15 protein-coding genes are annotated in these 17,110 nt (G+C 49.7%); 4 read left to right on the forward strand and 11 right to left on the reverse strand.

Annotated elements, in window-relative coordinates:
• Positions 1 to 43 precede the first annotated feature (43 nt).
• Positions 44 to 2,170: an elongation factor G gene (locus tag HHL17_RS07100; protein ID WP_169224058.1), complete on the forward strand. Its 2,127-nt coding sequence runs from the start codon at positions 44 to 46 to the stop codon at positions 2,168 to 2,170.
• Between the two features lie 18 nt (positions 2,171 to 2,188).
• Here the strand turns inward: HHL17_RS07100 and HHL17_RS07105 are convergent, their stop codons facing one another.
• Positions 2,189 to 3,718 (reverse strand): YifB family Mg chelatase-like AAA ATPase, encoded by a 1,530-nt coding sequence (locus HHL17_RS07105; RefSeq protein WP_169224059.1) that lies wholly within the window; start codon positions 3,716 to 3,718, stop codon positions 2,189 to 2,191.
• A gap of 133 nt (positions 3,719 to 3,851) precedes the next feature.
• Between HHL17_RS07105 and HHL17_RS07110 the strand changes: the two genes are divergently transcribed.
• Positions 3,852 to 5,027: an FAD-dependent monooxygenase gene (locus HHL17_RS07110; RefSeq protein WP_169224060.1), complete on the forward strand. Its 1,176-nt coding sequence runs from the start codon at positions 3,852 to 3,854 to the stop codon at positions 5,025 to 5,027.
• A 21-nt stretch (positions 5,028 to 5,048) separates the two neighbouring features.
• Here HHL17_RS07110 and HHL17_RS07115 read toward each other — a convergent pair whose 3' ends face one another.
• The 4 genes from HHL17_RS07115 to ubiE all read right to left on the reverse strand — a co-directional run bounded on the left by HHL17_RS07115 (position 5,049) and on the right by ubiE (position 9,344).
• Complete coding sequence (locus HHL17_RS07115) at positions 5,049 to 6,377, reverse strand: MutS-related protein (RefSeq protein ID WP_169224061.1); 1,329 nt, start codon at positions 6,375 to 6,377, stop codon at positions 5,049 to 5,051.
• Between the two features lie 157 nt (positions 6,378 to 6,534).
• The gene (locus tag HHL17_RS07120; protein ID WP_169224062.1) at positions 6,535 to 7,878 is read right to left on the reverse strand and encodes a dihydroorotase; all 1,344 of its coding nucleotides are present in this window, start codon (positions 7,876 to 7,878) and stop codon (positions 6,535 to 6,537) included.
• A gap of 45 nt (positions 7,879 to 7,923) precedes the next feature.
• On the reverse strand, positions 7,924 to 8,625 hold the full coding sequence (gene porT, locus HHL17_RS07125) for a type IX secretion/gliding motility protein PorT/SprT (protein WP_169224063.1): 702 nt from the start codon (positions 8,623 to 8,625) through the stop codon (positions 7,924 to 7,926).
• A complete protein-coding gene (gene ubiE, locus HHL17_RS07130; protein WP_169224064.1) occupies positions 8,598 to 9,344 on the reverse strand; it encodes a bifunctional demethylmenaquinone methyltransferase/2-methoxy-6-polyprenyl-1,4-benzoquinol methylase UbiE in 747 nt (248 codons plus the stop codon). Before ubiE ends, porT begins: the two co-directional genes overlap by 28 nt.
• Before the next feature lie 74 nt (positions 9,345 to 9,418).
• Here ubiE and yihA point away from each other — a divergent pair, with 74 nt between their 5' ends.
• Positions 9,419 to 10,027, forward strand: a complete 609-nt coding sequence (yihA, locus tag HHL17_RS07135) for a ribosome biogenesis GTP-binding protein YihA/YsxC (protein WP_240975105.1) — start codon at positions 9,419 to 9,421, stop codon at positions 10,025 to 10,027.
• 183 nt (positions 10,028 to 10,210) lie between these two features.
• On the opposite strand, the gene HHL17_RS07140 is transcribed toward yihA, so the two are convergent.
• The 4 genes from HHL17_RS07140 to HHL17_RS07155 all read right to left on the reverse strand — a co-directional run bounded on the left by HHL17_RS07140 (position 10,211) and on the right by HHL17_RS07155 (position 12,810).
• Entirely contained in the window at positions 10,211 to 10,684 is a 474-nt protein-coding gene (locus HHL17_RS07140) for a ribonuclease H-like YkuK family protein (protein ID WP_169224066.1), read from the reverse strand.
• Positions 10,685 to 10,897: 213 nt separating this feature from the next.
• A complete protein-coding gene (locus HHL17_RS07145; RefSeq protein WP_169224067.1) occupies positions 10,898 to 11,275 on the reverse strand; it encodes a CoA-binding protein in 378 nt (125 codons plus the stop codon).
• Between the two features lie 18 nt (positions 11,276 to 11,293).
• On the reverse strand, positions 11,294 to 12,241 hold the full coding sequence (locus HHL17_RS07150; protein ID WP_169224068.1) for a TIGR01777 family oxidoreductase: 948 nt from the start codon (positions 12,239 to 12,241) through the stop codon (positions 11,294 to 11,296).
• Positions 12,242 to 12,303: 62 nt separating this feature from the next.
• A complete protein-coding gene (locus HHL17_RS07155; protein WP_168870107.1) occupies positions 12,304 to 12,810 on the reverse strand; it encodes a GbsR/MarR family transcriptional regulator in 507 nt (168 codons plus the stop codon).
• A gap of 10 nt (positions 12,811 to 12,820) precedes the next feature.
• On the opposite strand from HHL17_RS07155, the gene HHL17_RS07160 reads away from it, so the two are divergent.
• Entirely contained in the window at positions 12,821 to 13,189 is a 369-nt protein-coding gene (locus HHL17_RS07160) for a hypothetical protein (protein ID WP_169224069.1), read from the forward strand.
• A gap of 126 nt (positions 13,190 to 13,315) precedes the next feature.
• Here HHL17_RS07160 and HHL17_RS07165 read toward each other — a convergent pair whose 3' ends face one another.
• Both HHL17_RS07165 and HHL17_RS07170 read right to left on the reverse strand, forming a co-directional pair.
• Entirely contained in the window at positions 13,316 to 14,944 is a 1,629-nt protein-coding gene (locus HHL17_RS07165) for a pyruvate dehydrogenase complex dihydrolipoamide acetyltransferase (protein WP_169224070.1), read from the reverse strand.
• A gap of 117 nt (positions 14,945 to 15,061) precedes the next feature.
• The gene (locus tag HHL17_RS07170; RefSeq protein WP_169224071.1) at positions 15,062 to 17,083 is read right to left on the reverse strand and encodes a DNA polymerase III subunit gamma/tau; all 2,022 of its coding nucleotides are present in this window, start codon (positions 17,081 to 17,083) and stop codon (positions 15,062 to 15,064) included.
• Between the last annotated feature and the right edge of the window lie 27 nt (positions 17,084 to 17,110).

Genomic DNA, 17,110 nt, shown 5'->3' on the forward strand with positions numbered 1-17,110 from the left:
TTTGGCAACGGTGATAATCGATTACCTGATTAAATCTCCACATATGAAAACGTATGATGAAAAACATATCAAAAACATCGTACTGTTGGGCGCACCCAAAAGCGGCAAAACCACCCTCTCCGAAACAATGCTGTTTGAAGCCGGTATCATCAGCAAGCGCGGGACAGTAGAAGAAAACAATACCATCTCGGATTACCATGAAATAGAACACGAACGCGGTAACTCTGTCTATGCCACCACATTGCACTCCGAATGGAAAGACTACAAAATCAATATCATAGACACCCCCGGCCTGGAAGACTTTATCGGCGAAGTAATTGCCTCCATCCGTGTATGCGATACCGCAGTATTACTGCTCAATGCGCAGTACGGCGTGGAAGTAGGTACTGAACTGATCTGGGATTACGTCGATAAATACCGTAAGCCCACCATCCTGGCGGTGAACCAGCTGGACACGGAACAGGCCAATTTCAACAAAACGGTGGAAGATGCCACCCGTATCCTGGGCAACGCTGTGACGATCATGCAGTACCCCGTCAATCAGGGCCCCGGCTTCAATGCTATCATCGATCTGCTTAAAATGACCCTCTACCGCTTCCCCGAAACCGGCGGTAAACCGGAAAAACTCCCCATCCCCGACAACGAAAAGGAAAGAGCGGAAGCATTGCACAATGCATTGGTGGAAAAAGCAGCGGAAAATGATGATACCCTCATGGAACAATACTTTGAAAAGGGCAGCCTCGATGAAGATGAGCTCCGGCAAGGCATCAAAATAGGCATGCTCAAACACCAGGTGTTCCCGGTTTTCTGCCTGTCGGCTAAAAATGATATGGGCAGCGGCCGCCTTATGGGCTTCATCGATAATGTGGCCCCTTCGGCTGTGGAAATGCCCGCTGAAATGACGGGCGACGGCAGGGAGGTGCCCTGCGACCCCGCCGGCTCCCCCTGCCTCTTTATCTTCAAAACGCTGCAGGAGCCACACGTCGGACGGCTCTCTTTCTTTAAGGTGATGTCCGGCGAAATAAAACCCGGCATGGAGCTGTTCAACGAGGAAGCCAATACATCCGAACGCATCAGCCAGATCTTCATCACCGACGGTAAAAACCGCAACAACGTAGAGTCCCTCAAAGCCGGCGATATCGGTTGTACTATCAAACTGAAAAATACCTTCACCAACCAGACCCTCTCCGATAAAAGTAAATCCATCCAGATAGACCCTATACAGTTTCCCACTCCTAAAGTCCGCGTAGCCATTGAAGCTCAGAATAAAAGCGATGATGAAAAACTCAGCGAAGTGCTGGCGGAACTCCATATGGAAGATCCCACCCTGCTGGTGGAATTCAACCGGGAACTGAAACAGGTGATCCTCCACGGCCAGGGTGACCTCCACCTGCTGGTCACCAAATGGCGCCTGGAAAATATCTACAAAATGCAGGTGGCTTACCTGCCAGCTAAAATACCTTACCGCGAAACCATCCGTAAACCGGCCCTGGCTTCCTATCGCCACAAAAAACAATCCGGTGGCGCCGGCCAGTTTGGAGAGGTGTACATGAAAATTGAACCCTGGTATGAAGGTATGCCGCCCCTGAAGGAATACCCGGTAAGGGAAACGGAAGAGGTGCCGCTGCAGTGGGGCGGGAAACTCGTCTTCAATAACTGCATTGTAGGTGGCGCGATAGATAGCCGGTTCCTGCCCTCCATCCTGAAAGGCGTGATGGAAAAAATGCAGGAAGGGCCGCTCACCGGCTCCTATGTACGCGACATACGGGTAAGCGTATACGATGGGAAAATGCACCCGGTCGACAGTAACGATATCTCCTTCAAAATAGCCGGTATGATGGCTTTCCGCGATGCTTTCCACCAGGCTGCCCCGCAGCTGCTGGAACCGGTATTCGATGTGGAAGCTACGGCTCCCGATACCATGATGGGCGATATCATGAGCGAACTGCAAAGCCGTCGCAGTATTATAACGGGAATGGATACACTGAATGGGTACCAGGTGATCAAAGCCCGTACACCACAGGCGGAACTGGACAAACTCTTCGCTGCGCTGCGTAACGTTACGCAGGGCAAAGCCAAGGTCCACTCTGAATTTGCGGAATACGCGCCCGTTCCCCCTGAAATTCAGAAGAAACTGAGCGACGAATACCAGAAGGAAGAAGTAGTGTAGGTCGTAATTTATTTTGATTTACATCCAGCCTTCCCTGTCAAGGCTTCTGTACTGGATGGCTTCTGCCATATGCGCTACCTCTATGTTGTGGCTCCGCGCCAGATCGGCAATGGTGCGGCTTACCTTCAGTATCCGGTCATACGCCCGGGCAGACAGCTTTAGTTGCTGAATGGCATTTTTCAGCAACTGGTTGCAGTTTTCCTGGATGGTGCAATATTTCCTCAGTTGCTGGCTGCTCACCTGCGCGTTGCAATAAATACCCGGTAAAGCGGCATACCGCGCCGCCTGTACCTCTCTCGCGGCCATCACACGGTCACGTATATACGTGCTTTCCTCTTCTTCCCGGTTACCGGTCAGATCACTGAAAGATACCGGCGTCACTTCTACGTGAAGATCAATACGGTCCAGCAATGGCCCGGATACCCTGTTGAGATATTTCTGCACCATGCCAGGTGAACAGGTACATGCTTTTTCAGGATGATTGAAATATCCACAGGGACAGGGATTCATAGAAGCCAGCAACATAAACCCTGCAGGGAAGTCAATGGCGGACCGTGCCCGCGAAATCGTTACCCGCCGCTCTTCCAGTGGCTGCCGCATCACTTCCAGCACCTGCCGTTTGAATTCCGGCAGCTCATCGAGAAATAACACGCCATGGTGCGCCAGCGATATCTCTCCGGGCTGGGGCTGACTACCTCCGCCTACCAGCGCGGTATCGCTGATGGTATGATGCGGTGAACGGAAAGGGCGCTTCAGTACCAGCGATGCATGTTGCGGTAGCTTGCCGGCCACGGAATGGATTTTGGTGGTCTCCAGCGCTTCCTGCAACGTAAGCGGTGGCAGGATGGTCGGCAGCCGTTGGGCCAGCATCGTTTTGCCGGCGCCGGGCGGCCCTATCAGAATAGCATTATGCCCGCCGGCAGCGGCTATCTCCAAAGCCCGCTTAATGTTGTGTTGTCCTTTTACATCGCTGAAATCAAGATCAAAAGATACCTCCGCCTGCGCTGGCGGCAGTGATGGCAGGGGCGTGAGGCTTTCCGGTTGACTGAAAAACTGCATCACGTCCGACAGATGGGATACGCCATATACTTCCAGTTGTGCTACCATGGCTGCTTCCCGGGCATTTACGGCCGGCAGCACAAATCCCCTGAAGCCTTCCTGCTGTGCCTGTATGGCCATGGACAAGGCGCCACGGATAGGCAGCACGCTGCCGTCCAATGATAACTCACCCATCAACAGGTAACGGTCAAAGGCCCCGGCGGGTATTTTGCCGGATGCGCCTAATATCCCGATGGCAATAGGCAGGTCGTATGCTGCGCCGGCCTTACGGATGGCTGCCGGCGCCATATTAACGACCGTCCTGGTACGCGGCATCCGGAAGCCAAGATGGCTGATCGCTGACTCGATCCGGCGCTCACTCTCTTTGACAGCGCTGTCCGGCAGCCCGACCATGTAAAAACGGTTCCCCTGCGGGGATACATTCACTTCTATGGTGATGGTAATGGCATCTACGCCGTAAATGGCGCTGCCGAAGGTTTTAACAATCATATGGCGTTGGGTTAACAGCTACTAATATAACAAAAAGACTTCTACCGGCCCATTCCTGCTGTTTACCGGTATTTCGGGATGGTTTAACCTTACGGCCGTTGTCCGGCGCTCCCCGGGCGGATATTTTTACACCATGAAAACAAAGACAGTATTGATATCCGGGGCCAGCGTGGCAGGCCCGGCACTGGCCTTCTGGCTGCATAAATTTGGTTTTGAAGTGACCATCGTGGAACAGGCTCCTGCTATCCGGCCTGGCGGCTACGCGGTGGACTTCCGCGGAGCGGTATTGCCTATCATCGAACAAATGGGATTGATGGAAGAAATCCGCCGCTATGAAACAAGATCGGGGAAAATACGGATGGTGGACGAAAACAACCGCACCATCGCCCGTTTCCCGGATGGCTTTACCAGTGGTGAACTGGAAATCATGCGCGGCGACCTGGTAAAAGTACTGTACGAAGCAACCCGTGAGCAGGTCAATTATATTTTTAACGATTCTATTACTGCCCTGTCGCAGGATGAAACCGGCGTGGATGTTACTTTCCGCAATAGCCGGTCTGCCCGCTACGATCTCGTTATCGGGGCAGATGGTGTACATTCCAAAGTGCGCGCTGTTGCATTCGGTGAAGAGAACAAATACCTCTCCCATCTGGGACTGTACATCGCTATCTTTACCACGCCCAATTTTATGAATGTGGGCATGGACGGCCTGTATTATGGTTCACTGGGAAAACGTGTAGGCATTTTCGGTGCCTGTGAAGGTAAAGAGGCCAGGGCTTCTTTTTACTTTTCATCCGAACCTTTGCATTACGACCATCGCGATGTGGAACAACAAAAGACGATCATCCGTAAAAAATTTGCCGGCGAATCATGGCAGGTGCCGCAATTGCTGGAAATGATGGATACGGCGCCTGATTTTTATTTTGATTCCATCAGCCAGATTAAGATGAACAGTTGGTCCAATGGCCGTGTGGCACTCATAGGCGATGCGGCGCATTGTGCGTCACCAATGGCGGGAATGGGTACCAGTATGGCGTTTATCGGTGCCTATATTCTCGCAGGGGAACTGCATGAAGCAAATGGCGACTATCAGAAAGCTTTCCAGCATTATGAAACAACCATGCGGCCGTTTGTAAAGCGCTGCCAAGACCTGGCTACAGGCTCCGACTGGTTTGTGCCCAACACCAGGTTTAAACAGTGGATGAGCAACCAGTTCTGGAAAATACTGCCTTATACGCCGTGGAAAAACATGATGATAGAAATGCCGATGAAGATCGCCCGTTCGATCACACCAAAAGTATATGCGTAGCCCTGGGTATATGCGTCACCGTTAGTGTATCTGGTCAAGCAGGTCCAATACTTTCTCCCGTTTAAGGATCAGATAACCGATTTTCTCTCTGGCGATCCCATCTTTCAACAGATAGGTAAAATGCAGGTCATCCTGGATGACGTCAGATTCAAAATATTTAAAGAGAATTTTGCTCTCGTGGCGCAGGTCTTCTGCTACTTCATACAAGTGGGTAGAAAGAATGAAAAGGCAGTTAGAGCTGCGCAGCAGTCCCCGGATAACTGCCAGTGAACAGTTTTTGGCGTCTTCCACATTAGTGCCTTTAAACATTTCATCGATCAGTACCAGCCAGTTTTTACCATCGTTGACCTGCATGATGGTGTTTTTGATACGTAATACTTCACTATAGAAATAACTTTCTCCTTTGAAGATATTATCCTGTACCTGGATATTGCTGACAATGCCATGGAAGAAACTCAGCTCCATGTGCCTGGCGGGCACGCCCATGCCTATATGCGCCATGAACACGGCAATACCTACGGCTCTGATGAAGGTGGTTTTACCGGCCATGTTGGCACCGGTGAGGAACATAAAGTGGTTCTTTTCATCCAGTGTTACATCGTAGGCAACGGGGTCCTGCAGGATGATATGATACAATTGTTGTGCTTTGATCGCAGGCCGTGGGCTGTCAGTGACAATGGGGAACTGCAGCTGGTAGTGCTTCATCGCTTTGGCCATGGCATAGTAGGCATCCAGCTGATGATAAAGGGTCACCAGCTCTTCCACTATCTTTCTATGTCTTCTCCGGATATAGTTATCATACCGGAGAATTTCTACATAGTTCATTTTACCGGCTGCATCAACTTCCAGGATATCGCTGAAATCTTTTTTGTGCAACAGGTGTTGTGCCCGGTCCAGTAATATTTTCAGTGTCTTGGGAGCATGGTCGGAATTGAATACGTCCACGAAGGTCCGGAAACCACGAAGCAGGTTCACTAACTGTTCAAAGGAGAATTTAATATAGCCGAAGTCCGGTGCATACAGTGTTTTGTTGATGATAGCCTGAATCCGTAATGGCAGGCCCTCTGTATTGGAAATGGGTTCTATCTGGGCTTCCATGTAGTTTTCCACCACTACGATGGTACCGTTGGATATAATGGAAGGCCAGCTGCTTTCCAGTTCGAGGATATATTGCAAGGCTTTCTGCCGTTGCTGGATCGCGTGAATGTCCTGTAGGGGTGAACTGAAAAGCTGGCGCAGATAATCTCTCCCGCCTGCAGTGGTGGTGAAGTCCAACCGGTGGAACAAAGAAAATTCTTCATCGCGGTTGAAAATGGAAAGGTCGTAATAGGAGGTTTTGTCCAGCTGCATGCAATATTCTTTTGGTTAATATATAGGGGAAGATGCAATCATCAGGATTTTCCACATCAATTTATATATTTTGATAGATAGATATTTATTCTAAGGTAGCAAGGCCTCAAAAGATAAGCCAGGCATCCTCAGAATAAATATCTGCATATCAAAATAACTAAATTTCAAAAAGAAGGCGCTCGCCTTTGGTGGATTCGTTGAACTGACCGTTTGCATAAGCGAGGTGACCGCTCACAAACGTATGGGTGATGGCAGCCGGGAAGGTATGGCCTTCAAACGGGCTCCAGCCGCATTTATAGTAGATATTTTCTTTGGCTACAGGTGTTTTGTCGTGCATGTCCACGATGACACAGTCGGCATAGTATCCTTCCTTCAGGAAGCCTCTTTCTTTGATACGGAAGCAGATAGCGGGAGCGTGGCTCATTTTCTCTGCTACTTTTTCAATGCTGAGCGCGCCTTTTTTCACGTATTCCAGCATCAGCAGCAGGCTGTGTTGCACCAGCGGTACGCCTGACGGAGCTTGTTGGTAGGGCTGTTGTTTTTCGGCCCAGGTATGTGGAGCGTGGTCGGTAGCGATGATGTCCAGCCGGTCATCGAGGAGGCCCTGCCACAGCGCAGCTTTATTCTCCGGTGCTTTGATAGCGGGGTTACATTTGATCAGATTGCTGTACAGTTTATAATCATCGGAAGTGAAGTGAAGGTGATGTACACACACTTCGGTCGTGATGCGTTTCTGTGCCAGCGGCATCATGTTGGTGAACAGTTGCAGCTCCTTGGCGGTGGAGATATGGAGGATATGCAGGCGTGCATCATGTTTTTTGGCAAACTGCACGGCTGTCCAGGATGATTCAAAGCAGGCTTCCACATTGCGGATCAACGGGTGGTCGGCGGCGGTGAGATAGTCGCCTTTTTCCTGTTTGAACGCTTCCATGTTGGCGCGGATGATCTTCTCATCTTCGCAGTGGGTAGCGATCAGCAGTTCAGTTTCGGAGAATATTTTTTCCAGTGTCAGGAAATTATCTACCAGCATGTTACCGGTGGATGATCCCATGAATATCTTCACACCGCATACACGGTCTTTTTTGGCGTTGGTTTTCAGTACTTCTTCTGTGTTATCGTTAGATACGCCCATGAAGAAGGAGTAATTGGCAAGGGAATGTTGCCGGGCAATATCATACTTGTCTTCCAGCAGTTCCTGTGTAAGGGCGGCAGGTTTGGTATTGGGCATTTCCATGAAGCTGGTGGTACCGCCGGCAACGGCAGCGCGGGCTTCGGTATAGATGGTGGCCTTTTCGGTGAGCCCTGGTTCACGGAAGTGCACCTGGTCATCGATCACGCCGGGCAGGAGGTATTTGCCTTCACCGTTGATTTCCTGGTAATTGCCGTTCACAGTGAGGTTTGGGCCCATTTTCGCGATGCGGCTGTCCTTAATCCATACGTCCTGTACGGTGGTCGTTCCTTCATTGACCACAGCGATATTCCTGATGAGATATTGTTGCATGGTTACAAAGATAGTTCACACCGGGATTATGCAAAGGAAAAATGCTTATCCTTCCAGGTGGATGGAAAATACAATCATCCGGGACTGCAGTTTGTCAATCACATTGGCATAACGCAGGTTCGGGTCTTTGACCAGCACATTGCCAAAACCGTTGCTGATCTTGAATTCGGGAGAGAAAATGAAGCTTTCAAAGTAAAATTCAAAGCCGGCGCCTACTTCATAACCATAATCGCTTTTCTGGATTTTGATCAGGTTTTCTGCCCGCCGGGCGCGTGCATTGGAGGCCAGGTCATAATCGTATTTCAGGCCGCCAATCACATATACCCGCATGTTGCCGATACGGTCCGATTTGAATTTCAGCTGTAATGGAAAACTTAGCAGGATGGATTCTATCTTTTTATCGGTGCTTTCCGGTTTGGGATAGGTATCACGGTAATACAGGTTTTTGGACGCAAAAAGCAGCTGGGGATTAAAACGGAGGTCAAAATGCTCCGACAGGCGGGCATTGGCCAGTAATCCCAGGTTGAACCCCATTGTTTTCAATGGTTCCGCAATCATGGTCGAATCATCGGCCAGGAAAGCAGTGGAGTGCTTCAGTTTGAAAAAAGACTGGTTGGCGGCCAGTGTAATGCCGAAATAATAGGGTTTTGCATCATGGTCTATCATATTCAGGTTGGTTTGTGCTGTTGCCGGCAGCACAAACAGGATCAACAGGGATATCAGCGCGTAGCGCAGTAGATAGAACATATGCCGAAAGTGAGCGTTTTGCATGTAACGGCCGGGAATCCTGTGTTAAGTAATATGGTTCGCATTTCTTCGCCCTGCGGGAACGCTTTCACAGATTCTGGCAGATAACTGTAGGCCGCTTTGCTTTTGGCTACAAATTTCCCGATCAGGGGTACGATAAGACGAAAATACGAATTATATAATTGTTTAATGGGAAAAACTGTCGGGTTCGAGAATTCAAGAATCACCAATTTTCCGCCTGGTTTCAGTACCCGGCGCATTTCTGCCAACCCTTTTTCGAGGTTCTCGAAATTGCGGACGCCAAAGGCCACTGTTATGGCATCAAACGTCTCATCCGCGAAACTTATTGTCTCACTATCGCCCAACTGCAGGGTGATTTTATGCTCAAGGCCCAGTTTTTTGATTTTTTCCCGTCCATGGGACAGCATGCCTTCAGAGATATCGATACCAATAATACGCTCGGGTTGCAGCTTTTTTTCGGCCATCACGGCAAAATCTCCGGTACCGGTGGCTACGTCCAGCATTTTCTTGGGTTGCAGGCTTTTCAGGTATTTCAGGGCTTTCCGGCGCCAGATCACATCAATTCCCAGCGACATAAAATGGTTGAGGAAGTCATACCGGTAAGCAATATCATCAAACATGGATGCTATCTGCTCCTTCTTGCTTAATTTTGACCCTTCAAAGGGTACGATCTTCTGAACATTTGTATTCGCTGACATGGCCGCAAAGTTAAGTCATCTGAAAGGAATGCAAAAAGGAAGATGCGGGATTTTTAATGGAACAACGTAATATCATGATTATTAAATCTGCAGAATATCTGATCAGCAGCCCCGATTGGGAGAAATGCCCCACACCTAATATGCCGGAATATGCTTTCATAGGCCGGTCCAATGTGGGTAAGTCTTCCCTGATCAATATACTGGCCAATAATGAAAAGCTGGCCAAAACATCCGGTACGCCCGGAAAAACGGTGTTGATCAACCATTTTCTGATCAACAAGGAATGGTACCTGGTGGACCTCCCCGGGTACGGTTTCGCCAAAAGAAGTATGTCCCAGCGCAAACAGTGGGAAAAAATGATTGAAGACTACCTGCGCAATAGGACCAACCTGGTGACCATCTTTATATTGATCGACAGCCGCCATAGCCCACAGAAAATCGACATCGATTTTGTGAACCAGCTGGGTGAATGGAACGTGCCTTTCAGCCTCGTGTTCACCAAGGCCGATAAAAGCACGCAGGCGGAAGTTAGCCGCAACGTGAAAGCTTTCCTGAATAAAATGAGGGAAACCTGGGAGTTCCTGCCGGCTCACTTCGTCACTTCTACGGTCAAAAAATCCGGCCGCGACGCGATACTGGGTTATATCGAAGAATTAAATGCGCAGTTCAGGGCTATCGCCTGAGCTACCACATAACAAAACATTCCGGGCCTGACGTTTATCCTATAACGTTAGGCTTTTTTATTGGGTGGAAGGATGGTAAACAGGAGGTGAAAACGGTTGGATTAGGGGGAGAAAATCACCCGACGTGCAACACACGTCAAAATTTGAGGAAGGTACAAACTACTAACAGGGTTGGGGCCTTGCTTAATTTACGATCTTATTGGCGCAGCTGCTGCTGGCGAAGGCCTCCGGCTTAGCTTTAAAGGCGAAGCCCATACCAAGGATGTAGCCCATGGCTTCCCGCAGTGCCAGATTACTTTTGAACTGGGGATTAGTATTGATGTCAGCATGTACTTCCATGTCTACGTCATATTCAGTAAACAGGTCGCACAGTTCATACGCAGCCTCAATACTTTTGGCCACTTCCACCAGCATACGCTCCTTGATGGAATAGCAGTCCTTGGTCTTTTCATTGTGGATAAACATAAATCCGCCATGACCTTCCCGGAGGAATACGATCACTGTAGCAAATTCAGTATCCAGTCCTTTTACCTGGGAATCTGTGCCTATACATACTTTCAGACGATAACCCCGGGCGGTTTCCCGGATAATGGCCTGCCGCACTTCTTCCTTGATCGGAAGGTGGATAACCTCTCCATTAAACCTTCTCCATTGCATAAAATATATATTAAAGGGTGAAAATGCAATTGCGTCAGATAGGATATTGCCAGCCAAATGAAGTTAATGCCAAGCTATTTGGGTCAACAAGATGGAATCAGTCCATTGGGGGTTAAACGGCTAATCTATATTGATCGAATATACGAAAAGCTGCCAGTTATTTGCTAACAGCTTTTCATAAAATTTTTTTTTGGGGTGATGTACGCTAACGGATCAATACTGCCCGGTGCTCAACAACACCAGTGTGCAGGCTTCCTGCGGTAGGATGTTGTTTTGCCGCGCTAACTCCTCCAGTTCCTCGTTTTCAGCACCGGGATTAAAAATAATGCGCCGGGGCTGCAGCTGTAATATATAGTCGTAATACTCCTTTTGTAATATCGGGTTCATATACAAAGTCACGGTGTCTACATGTTCCAGCGGGGGATGTGTTGTAATGACCGGCACCTCTCCGATAGTGGCGGCCCTTTTACCAATAGCAACCACCGGATGCCCGTGGGCGGTCAACCGGTTAACCGCCAGGTAGCTGTATCGTTCCGGATTAGGCGATGCGCCCAATACAACAGTTAGTTTTTTATCGTTGGTGGTTTCCATATGCCTAAGGTACGAATTTCAAAACAAGTGATAAGCGCTTCGGGGCATATGGGCCAGAATGTCGGAGAAGGCGGTATCAATGTGCGGGTACTGAAAAACAAAGCCTTCCTGCAGGGCACGGGTGGGCAATACCCATCTGCTTTTGAGCAGCAGTTCCGTTTCTGTGCCGATAAGGGCTGCTCCGATGCGCAACAATGGCGCTGGTGCCGGCAGGCCAAACAAATGACCGGCAGTTTTTCGGAGCAGCCGCATGAAAGTATGGTTAGGTATAGGGTGAGGAGAGGTACAATTATATACGCCGCTGGTAGTATCATTTTCGTACAGCCAATCGATCATGCGACATACGTCGGTGATGTGTACCCAGGTAAACATCTGCCGGCCGGTGCCCTGATGCCCGCCCAGACCGAATTTCACAAGATTAAGGTAGGGGTGTATGACGCCACCGGGCTGCCATCCTAAGGTAACGCCTATACGAAGAATGGCTTTGCGTGTATGCGGCAGCGTTATCCCGTTAAAGGTTGCTTCCCAGCGTTTGCATACCTGTACGGAGAAGTCATCGGCTATTTCGCCGCTGAATTCATCCATCGGACGGTCTTCCGCATGGCGGTATATAGTGGCGCTGGCGGCATTGACCCACAGGCGGGGCGGCTTCTCCAGCGTTTGCACTACGGCGCCGAGAATGCGGGTGGCATCTGTACGGCTGTCAAATATAGCCTGACGGTTTTGCTCATTATAACGGCAGTTCACGCTCTTGCCGGTCAGGTTGATCAGCAGATCGGCGCCTTCCAGCGCGGTGGCCCAATCGCCGCGGGTATGGCCGTCCCACGCTACATATTGCACCCGCCCATTGGCCGCTTGCGGCCGGCGGGTCAGTATCACGATGTCATTGTCGGTCCCAAAATATTCTACAAGGCCATGCCCGATAAATCCACTACCGCCGGCTATGATGATGCGCTTGTTTTTCATTTTTTGTTTTTATCATTCAGAACTTTCAGTAAATATTGAAATATAATAGCAAAAAAATAAGCCTACTTGATAAGCTTAAGCAGGCTGCTGTAAAACCAGCTCTCTTCCGATTTAATGAAAGCGCTGATTGTTCTGTCAGTTTGCTGGGCAAACTTGTTGATATTGGAGATAGAATCTTTGAAAGCCTTCAGCTCTCTGTCTTTGGGATCACCCTCTGCCTGTTGCAGTTGCAGCAGCACTTTCATAATGGGATCCAGCTCCCGCTTTTTCCGCTCCCGGGCAATATAGGTCGCTACTTTCCAGATGTCTTTTTCCGCTACGAAAAACTCTTTTCGCTCACCCGGAATCAACACACGCTCTACCAGTCCCCAGTTGATCAGCTCCCGCACGTTCATATTGGTATTACCACGGGAAATATTCAGTTCCGCCATAATATCATCAGCGCTCAACGGGTCAGGCATCACCAGCAATAACGCATGGATCTGGGCCATGGTGCGGTTAATGCCCCATTGTGCTCCCAGAGATCCCCAGGTTTGAATAAACTGCGCTTTTGCATCCACTAAGTTCATGTAGGTCGATTTGTTGAACCCAAAAATATATCAAGTTTTTGAACTTTCAAAAGTTTATGAAACAAAATATGTAGGAGATGACACAGAGATGGCATTTTCAGGAGGAATAGTTGTGTCTTTTGGGTATTTCGGGAGATGGAAGGCGTTTTATCTGCCCGGCTATTTCTTTCCAGTGGGAGCTTTCTACCCCGGGCTTTGGAGGAATGAATATATCGGGGCTTATGTTTTTATATTTCGCAAGATGAGGGAGACTTTTACGAGGCCAGCTGTTTCTTTCCGGAGAGAGCCTTTTGTCCCAGGCCTTGGAGGAATGAATACATCGGGGGCTTATATTTTGGAAAATAAGAGGGCCCTTTATTTCCCTGGCTTACTCCAATAAGAGAAAAAAGAAGCTGCCTGAAAAGCCTGAAGAACATCGTAGCCCAGGGCTTTAGCCCTGGGAAAAAGAAGCCCGAAGCGATAGCTTCGGGCCCATTATTCATAATAAACAAGTTCGTATCGGGAACTACACCAGCATGGTTACCGGATTTTCCAGGTAAGTCTTCAAGGTAGCCAGGAAACGGGCGCCTACGGCTCCGTCCACGCTTCTGTGGTCGCAGCTGAGGGTCAGTTTCATGATATTGGCGATTTTCACCTGGCCTTTTTCAACGATCGCGGTTTCTTTAATGCCACCTACAGCGAGGATAGCGGAATCCGGTGGGTTGATGATAGCGGTGAACTCATCGATGCCCAGCATACCGAGGTTGGAAACAGTAAAGGTGTTACCGGTGAAGTCCTGCGGTTGCAGTTTTTTGTTTTTGGCTTTGTCGTACAGGCCTTTGGCTTCACCAGCGATCTGGCTCAGTGATTTCTGGTCTGCAAAACGGATTACCGGTACAATCAGGCCGTCTTCGATAGCTACAGCGGAACCGATATGTACGTGTTGGTTGTGGCGGATAAAGTCGCCCATCCAGCTGCTGTTCACATCCGGATGCTGACGCAGTGCCAGGGCGCAGGCCTTGATCACCATGTCATTGAAGGAGATTTTCACCGGGGACATCTCGTTGATGGCTTTACGGGCGTCCATGGCTTTATCCATATTCACATCTATCTTCAGATAGAAGTGAGGAGCAGTAAATTTGCTTTCGCTCAGGCGTTTAGCGATCACTTTACGCATCTGAGAGAGCGGCGTATCGGTGTAACCTTCCTGGCCGGCAGGTACGAAGGCCGGAGCAGACGGTGCAGCAGCGCTGGTTTTGGCAGCAGGAGCAGCAGATGGTACGAAGTTGTCCACATCTTTCTTCACGATACGGCCATTGTCACCGGAACCAGCTACCTGGTTGATGTCAATACCTTTTTCAGCAGCCAGTTTCCGGGCCAGCGGAGACGCTTTTACACGGCCATCGGAAGAAGTGGCAGCCTCAGGTGCTGTGGCAGCAGCTGCGCTGGTGGCAGCGGGAGCAGCAGCTTCAGTGGGGGCCGCTTTGGCAGGAGCAGCATTTTCACCAGCGAGGATCGCGTCCACATTAGTGCCCGGTTTACCTACGATAGCGATGATACCATTTACTTTGGCAGCTTCTCCTTCGTTAACGCCAACATACAGCAGTGTTCCATCCGCATAACCTACCACTTCCATGGTGGCTTTGTCAGTTTCTACTTCTGCCAGTACATCGTCGCCTTTTACTACGTCGCCTACTTTTTTATTCCAGGCAACTATTTTTCCTTCTGTCATCGTATCGCTCAGCAGCGGCATACGAACAACAGTCGCATTTTTCAGTGCTTCTTTTAATGCAGCATCATCAGCAGCAGGCGCGGCAGCGGCCGGTGCAGCTTGTGGTGCCGGTGCAGCGGCTTGCTGGGCAGGTGCCGCAGCTGTTGCGCCGGAATTCCCTTCCAGCAAAGGTTTATAGTCTTCGCCCGGTTTACCTACAATAGCGATAATACCATTCACTTTGGCTGCTTTGCCTTTTTCTACACCAATGTACAGTAATGTGCCTTCTACGTAGCCTATTACTTCCATCGTCGCCTTGTCCGTCTCCACTTCAGCAATAACATCGTCTGCCTTTACTTGATCGCCCACCTTTTTATGCCATTCCGCAATCACCCCTTCCGTCATCGTATCACTCAGGAGGGGCATTCTGATAACTTCTGCCATAGTGTTTATTAAAAATTTTGCTCAAACCTACATGTTTTTGCGCAAAAACGCAAAGAAGGAATGCTAAACGGTTTAAAAATGTCTAATGATCGTTAAGATATAATAAGTGAATCTCAATTAAAAATCGAGCTCCATGTTAAGCCTGTCTTTTAGCTCTTTTACCAACGGATATTTTTCCGACATATGTTGGAACTGCTCCCTGCTGGAAAGAGGCGCCGGCCCCAGGTCCTGCACTTGCTGGCTCTCATCCAGCTGAAGGGTCAGCACAAGGGTCGGATTATTGAATTTCTGCTTGAAAAACTCGGAAATCGCCATTTTCTCCTCTTCCATGAACCGGTGCTGCACAATGTTGCGACTCACAATACCAATCTCAGTCGCTCCCAGTAACTTCAATACGGCAAGCGCCAGATTGCTCACTACGGTCATCTTATTGGCCTGACGGAACCGCTCAATGAACTCTTCCCAATAAACCTCTAATGCTCCGGCTGTTAATGGGATGCTCTGTACCTGTGCACTGGTCTGCTGTTTGGCTGCCAGCGCTTCTTTCATGGCTGCCAGACCGGTCAGCTTGCTCGCGGGTGCAGCTGTTTTGGTGGCGGTATCAGGTTGACTGCCACCTGCGGCATAGGTTGCTGTGGGGCTGCCATGGCCTGTTGCGGTCGTGGTACTATTGGTTCCTGTGCTGGCGGCGGGGGCGGTCCGGGTTGGTGCCCCTGGCTGGTTACTAATGGGTGTATTTCCTGTGGATGGCCCGCCTGCATTATATCCCGCCGGTACACCGGTACTGCCGGTAGCGGTTGAGCTGGCTGATTGGCCAGGATTGCCTGCGGCCGGTTGCGCGGCTGCATTGGCGGCCGGTGCTGGTGTACTATCTACTGTCAATCGGGCAGTTTCGGGCGACTGGGCCGCGATGCTGTCTGTGGTCGCCGGTTTGGCGGCAGCCGGCTGTGCGCCGGGAGCTCTTAACCGCTGTGGTGGCGTGCCGTCAGCTACTAACTTTTTTTTTAATACTTCCCCGTTGTTGTCATCGCTCACCAGGCTAACAGCCTGCTGCAGGTAACAAAGCTTGATCAGCGCCATTTCTACGTGCAGGCGCTTGTTACGGGCCAACCGGTAGTTGATCTCCGTATCATTGAGCAGATGAAGGGCGGTAATCAGGTAGGCCGGACTGATCTTGCCGGATAATTGTTTATAACGGTCTTTCAGGTTGCCGGACACTTCTACCAGGTGAAAGGCTTTCTCCTCTTTACTGAGCAACAGGTTGCGCAGAAATTCGGCCCAGCCGTTCAGGAAGTTGTCTCCTTCAAATCCTTTCTGTAAAATTTCATCAAATATTAACAGGGCGGTGGCTACATCCTGCTGCAACACGGTGTCCATGATCCGGAAGAAATAATCATAATCCAGGATGTTCAGGTGCTCTAGCGTGTTCTGATAGGTAAGGTGACCGCTCGTGAAACTCACGATTTTGTCCAGCGTACTCAGTGAGTCACGCATACAGCCGTCCGTTTTCTGGGCTACCAGGTGAAGGGCATCCCCATCTGCCTGAATATGTTCTTTGTCACAGATCTCTTTCAGATGGTCTACAGTGTCCTGTATGGTAATCCGCTTGAAGTCGAATATCTGGCACCGGCTCAGGATGGTCGGTAGTATTTTGTGTTTCTCTGTGGTGGCGAGAATAAAGATCGCATAGGAAGGAGGCTCCTCCAGCGTTTTAAGGAACGCATTGAAGGCAGAAGAGCTCAGCATGTGCACCTCATCTATGATATAGATCTTGTATTTGCCGGCCTGTGGCGAAAAACGTACCTGCTCCACCAGCGTCCGGATATCGTCTACCGAGTTGTTGGAGGCGGCATCCAGCTCATGAATGTTGAAGGAACTGCCTTCATTGAAGGATTTACAGGAATGACATTCATTACAGGCTTCTCCATCGGGCTGCAGGTTCTCGCAGTTAATGGTTTTAGCCAGGATACGGGCACAGGTGGTCTTCCCTACTCCGCGTGGTCCGCAGAACAGGAAAGCGTGCGCCAGCTGATTGTTGCGGATGGCATTCTTGAGCGTGGTGGTGATATGTGCTTGTCCTACAACTGTTGAAAAGTTCTGTGGACGGTATTTACGGGCTGAAACGATAAAATTCTCCATATGACTGCAACGCTTTCGCGAGCGCCG

The sequence above is a fragment of the Chitinophaga fulva genome (assembly GCF_012927205.1).
Classification (GTDB): Bacteria; Bacteroidota; Bacteroidia; order Chitinophagales; family Chitinophagaceae; genus Chitinophaga; species Chitinophaga fulva.

Coding starts and splice junctions, on each gene's coding strand:
- HHL17_RS07150 (WP_169224068.1), bottom strand. CDS start 12,241: ATGAAAAACAAGCGCATCATCATAGCCGGCGGTAGTGGATTTATCGGG.
- HHL17_RS07140 (WP_169224066.1), bottom strand. CDS start 10,684: ATGCAATGGAGAAGGTTTAATGGAGAGGTTATCCACCTTCCGATCAAG.
- HHL17_RS07115 (WP_169224061.1), bottom strand. CDS start 6,377: ATGCAGCTGGACAAAACCTCCTATTACGACCTTTCCATTTTCAACCGC.
- HHL17_RS07165 (WP_169224070.1), bottom strand. CDS start 14,944: ATGGCAGAAGTTATCAGAATGCCCCTCCTGAGTGATACGATGACGGAA.
- porT (WP_169224063.1), bottom strand. CDS start 8,625: ATGTTCTATCTACTGCGCTACGCGCTGATATCCCTGTTGATCCTGTTT.
- HHL17_RS07170 (WP_169224071.1), bottom strand. CDS start 17,083: ATGGAGAATTTTATCGTTTCAGCCCGTAAATACCGTCCACAGAACTTT.
- HHL17_RS07120 (WP_169224062.1), bottom strand. CDS start 7,878: ATGCAACAATATCTCATCAGGAATATCGCTGTGGTCAATGAAGGAACG.
- ubiE (WP_169224064.1), bottom strand. CDS start 9,344: ATGTCAGCGAATACAAATGTTCAGAAGATCGTACCCTTTGAAGGGTCA.
- HHL17_RS07105 (WP_169224059.1), bottom strand. CDS start 3,718: ATGATTGTTAAAACCTTCGGCAGCGCCATTTACGGCGTAGATGCCATT.
- yihA (WP_240975105.1), top strand. CDS start 9,419: ATGATTATTAAATCTGCAGAATATCTGATCAGCAGCCCCGATTGGGAG.
- HHL17_RS07155 (WP_168870107.1), bottom strand. CDS start 12,810: ATGAACTTAGTGGATGCAAAAGCGCAGTTTATTCAAACCTGGGGATCT.
- HHL17_RS07145 (WP_169224067.1), bottom strand. CDS start 11,275: ATGGAAACCACCAACGATAAAAAACTAACTGTTGTATTGGGCGCATCG.
- HHL17_RS07100 (WP_169224058.1), top strand. CDS start 44: ATGAAAACGTATGATGAAAAACATATCAAAAACATCGTACTGTTGGGC.
- HHL17_RS07110 (WP_169224060.1), top strand. CDS start 3,852: ATGAAAACAAAGACAGTATTGATATCCGGGGCCAGCGTGGCAGGCCCG.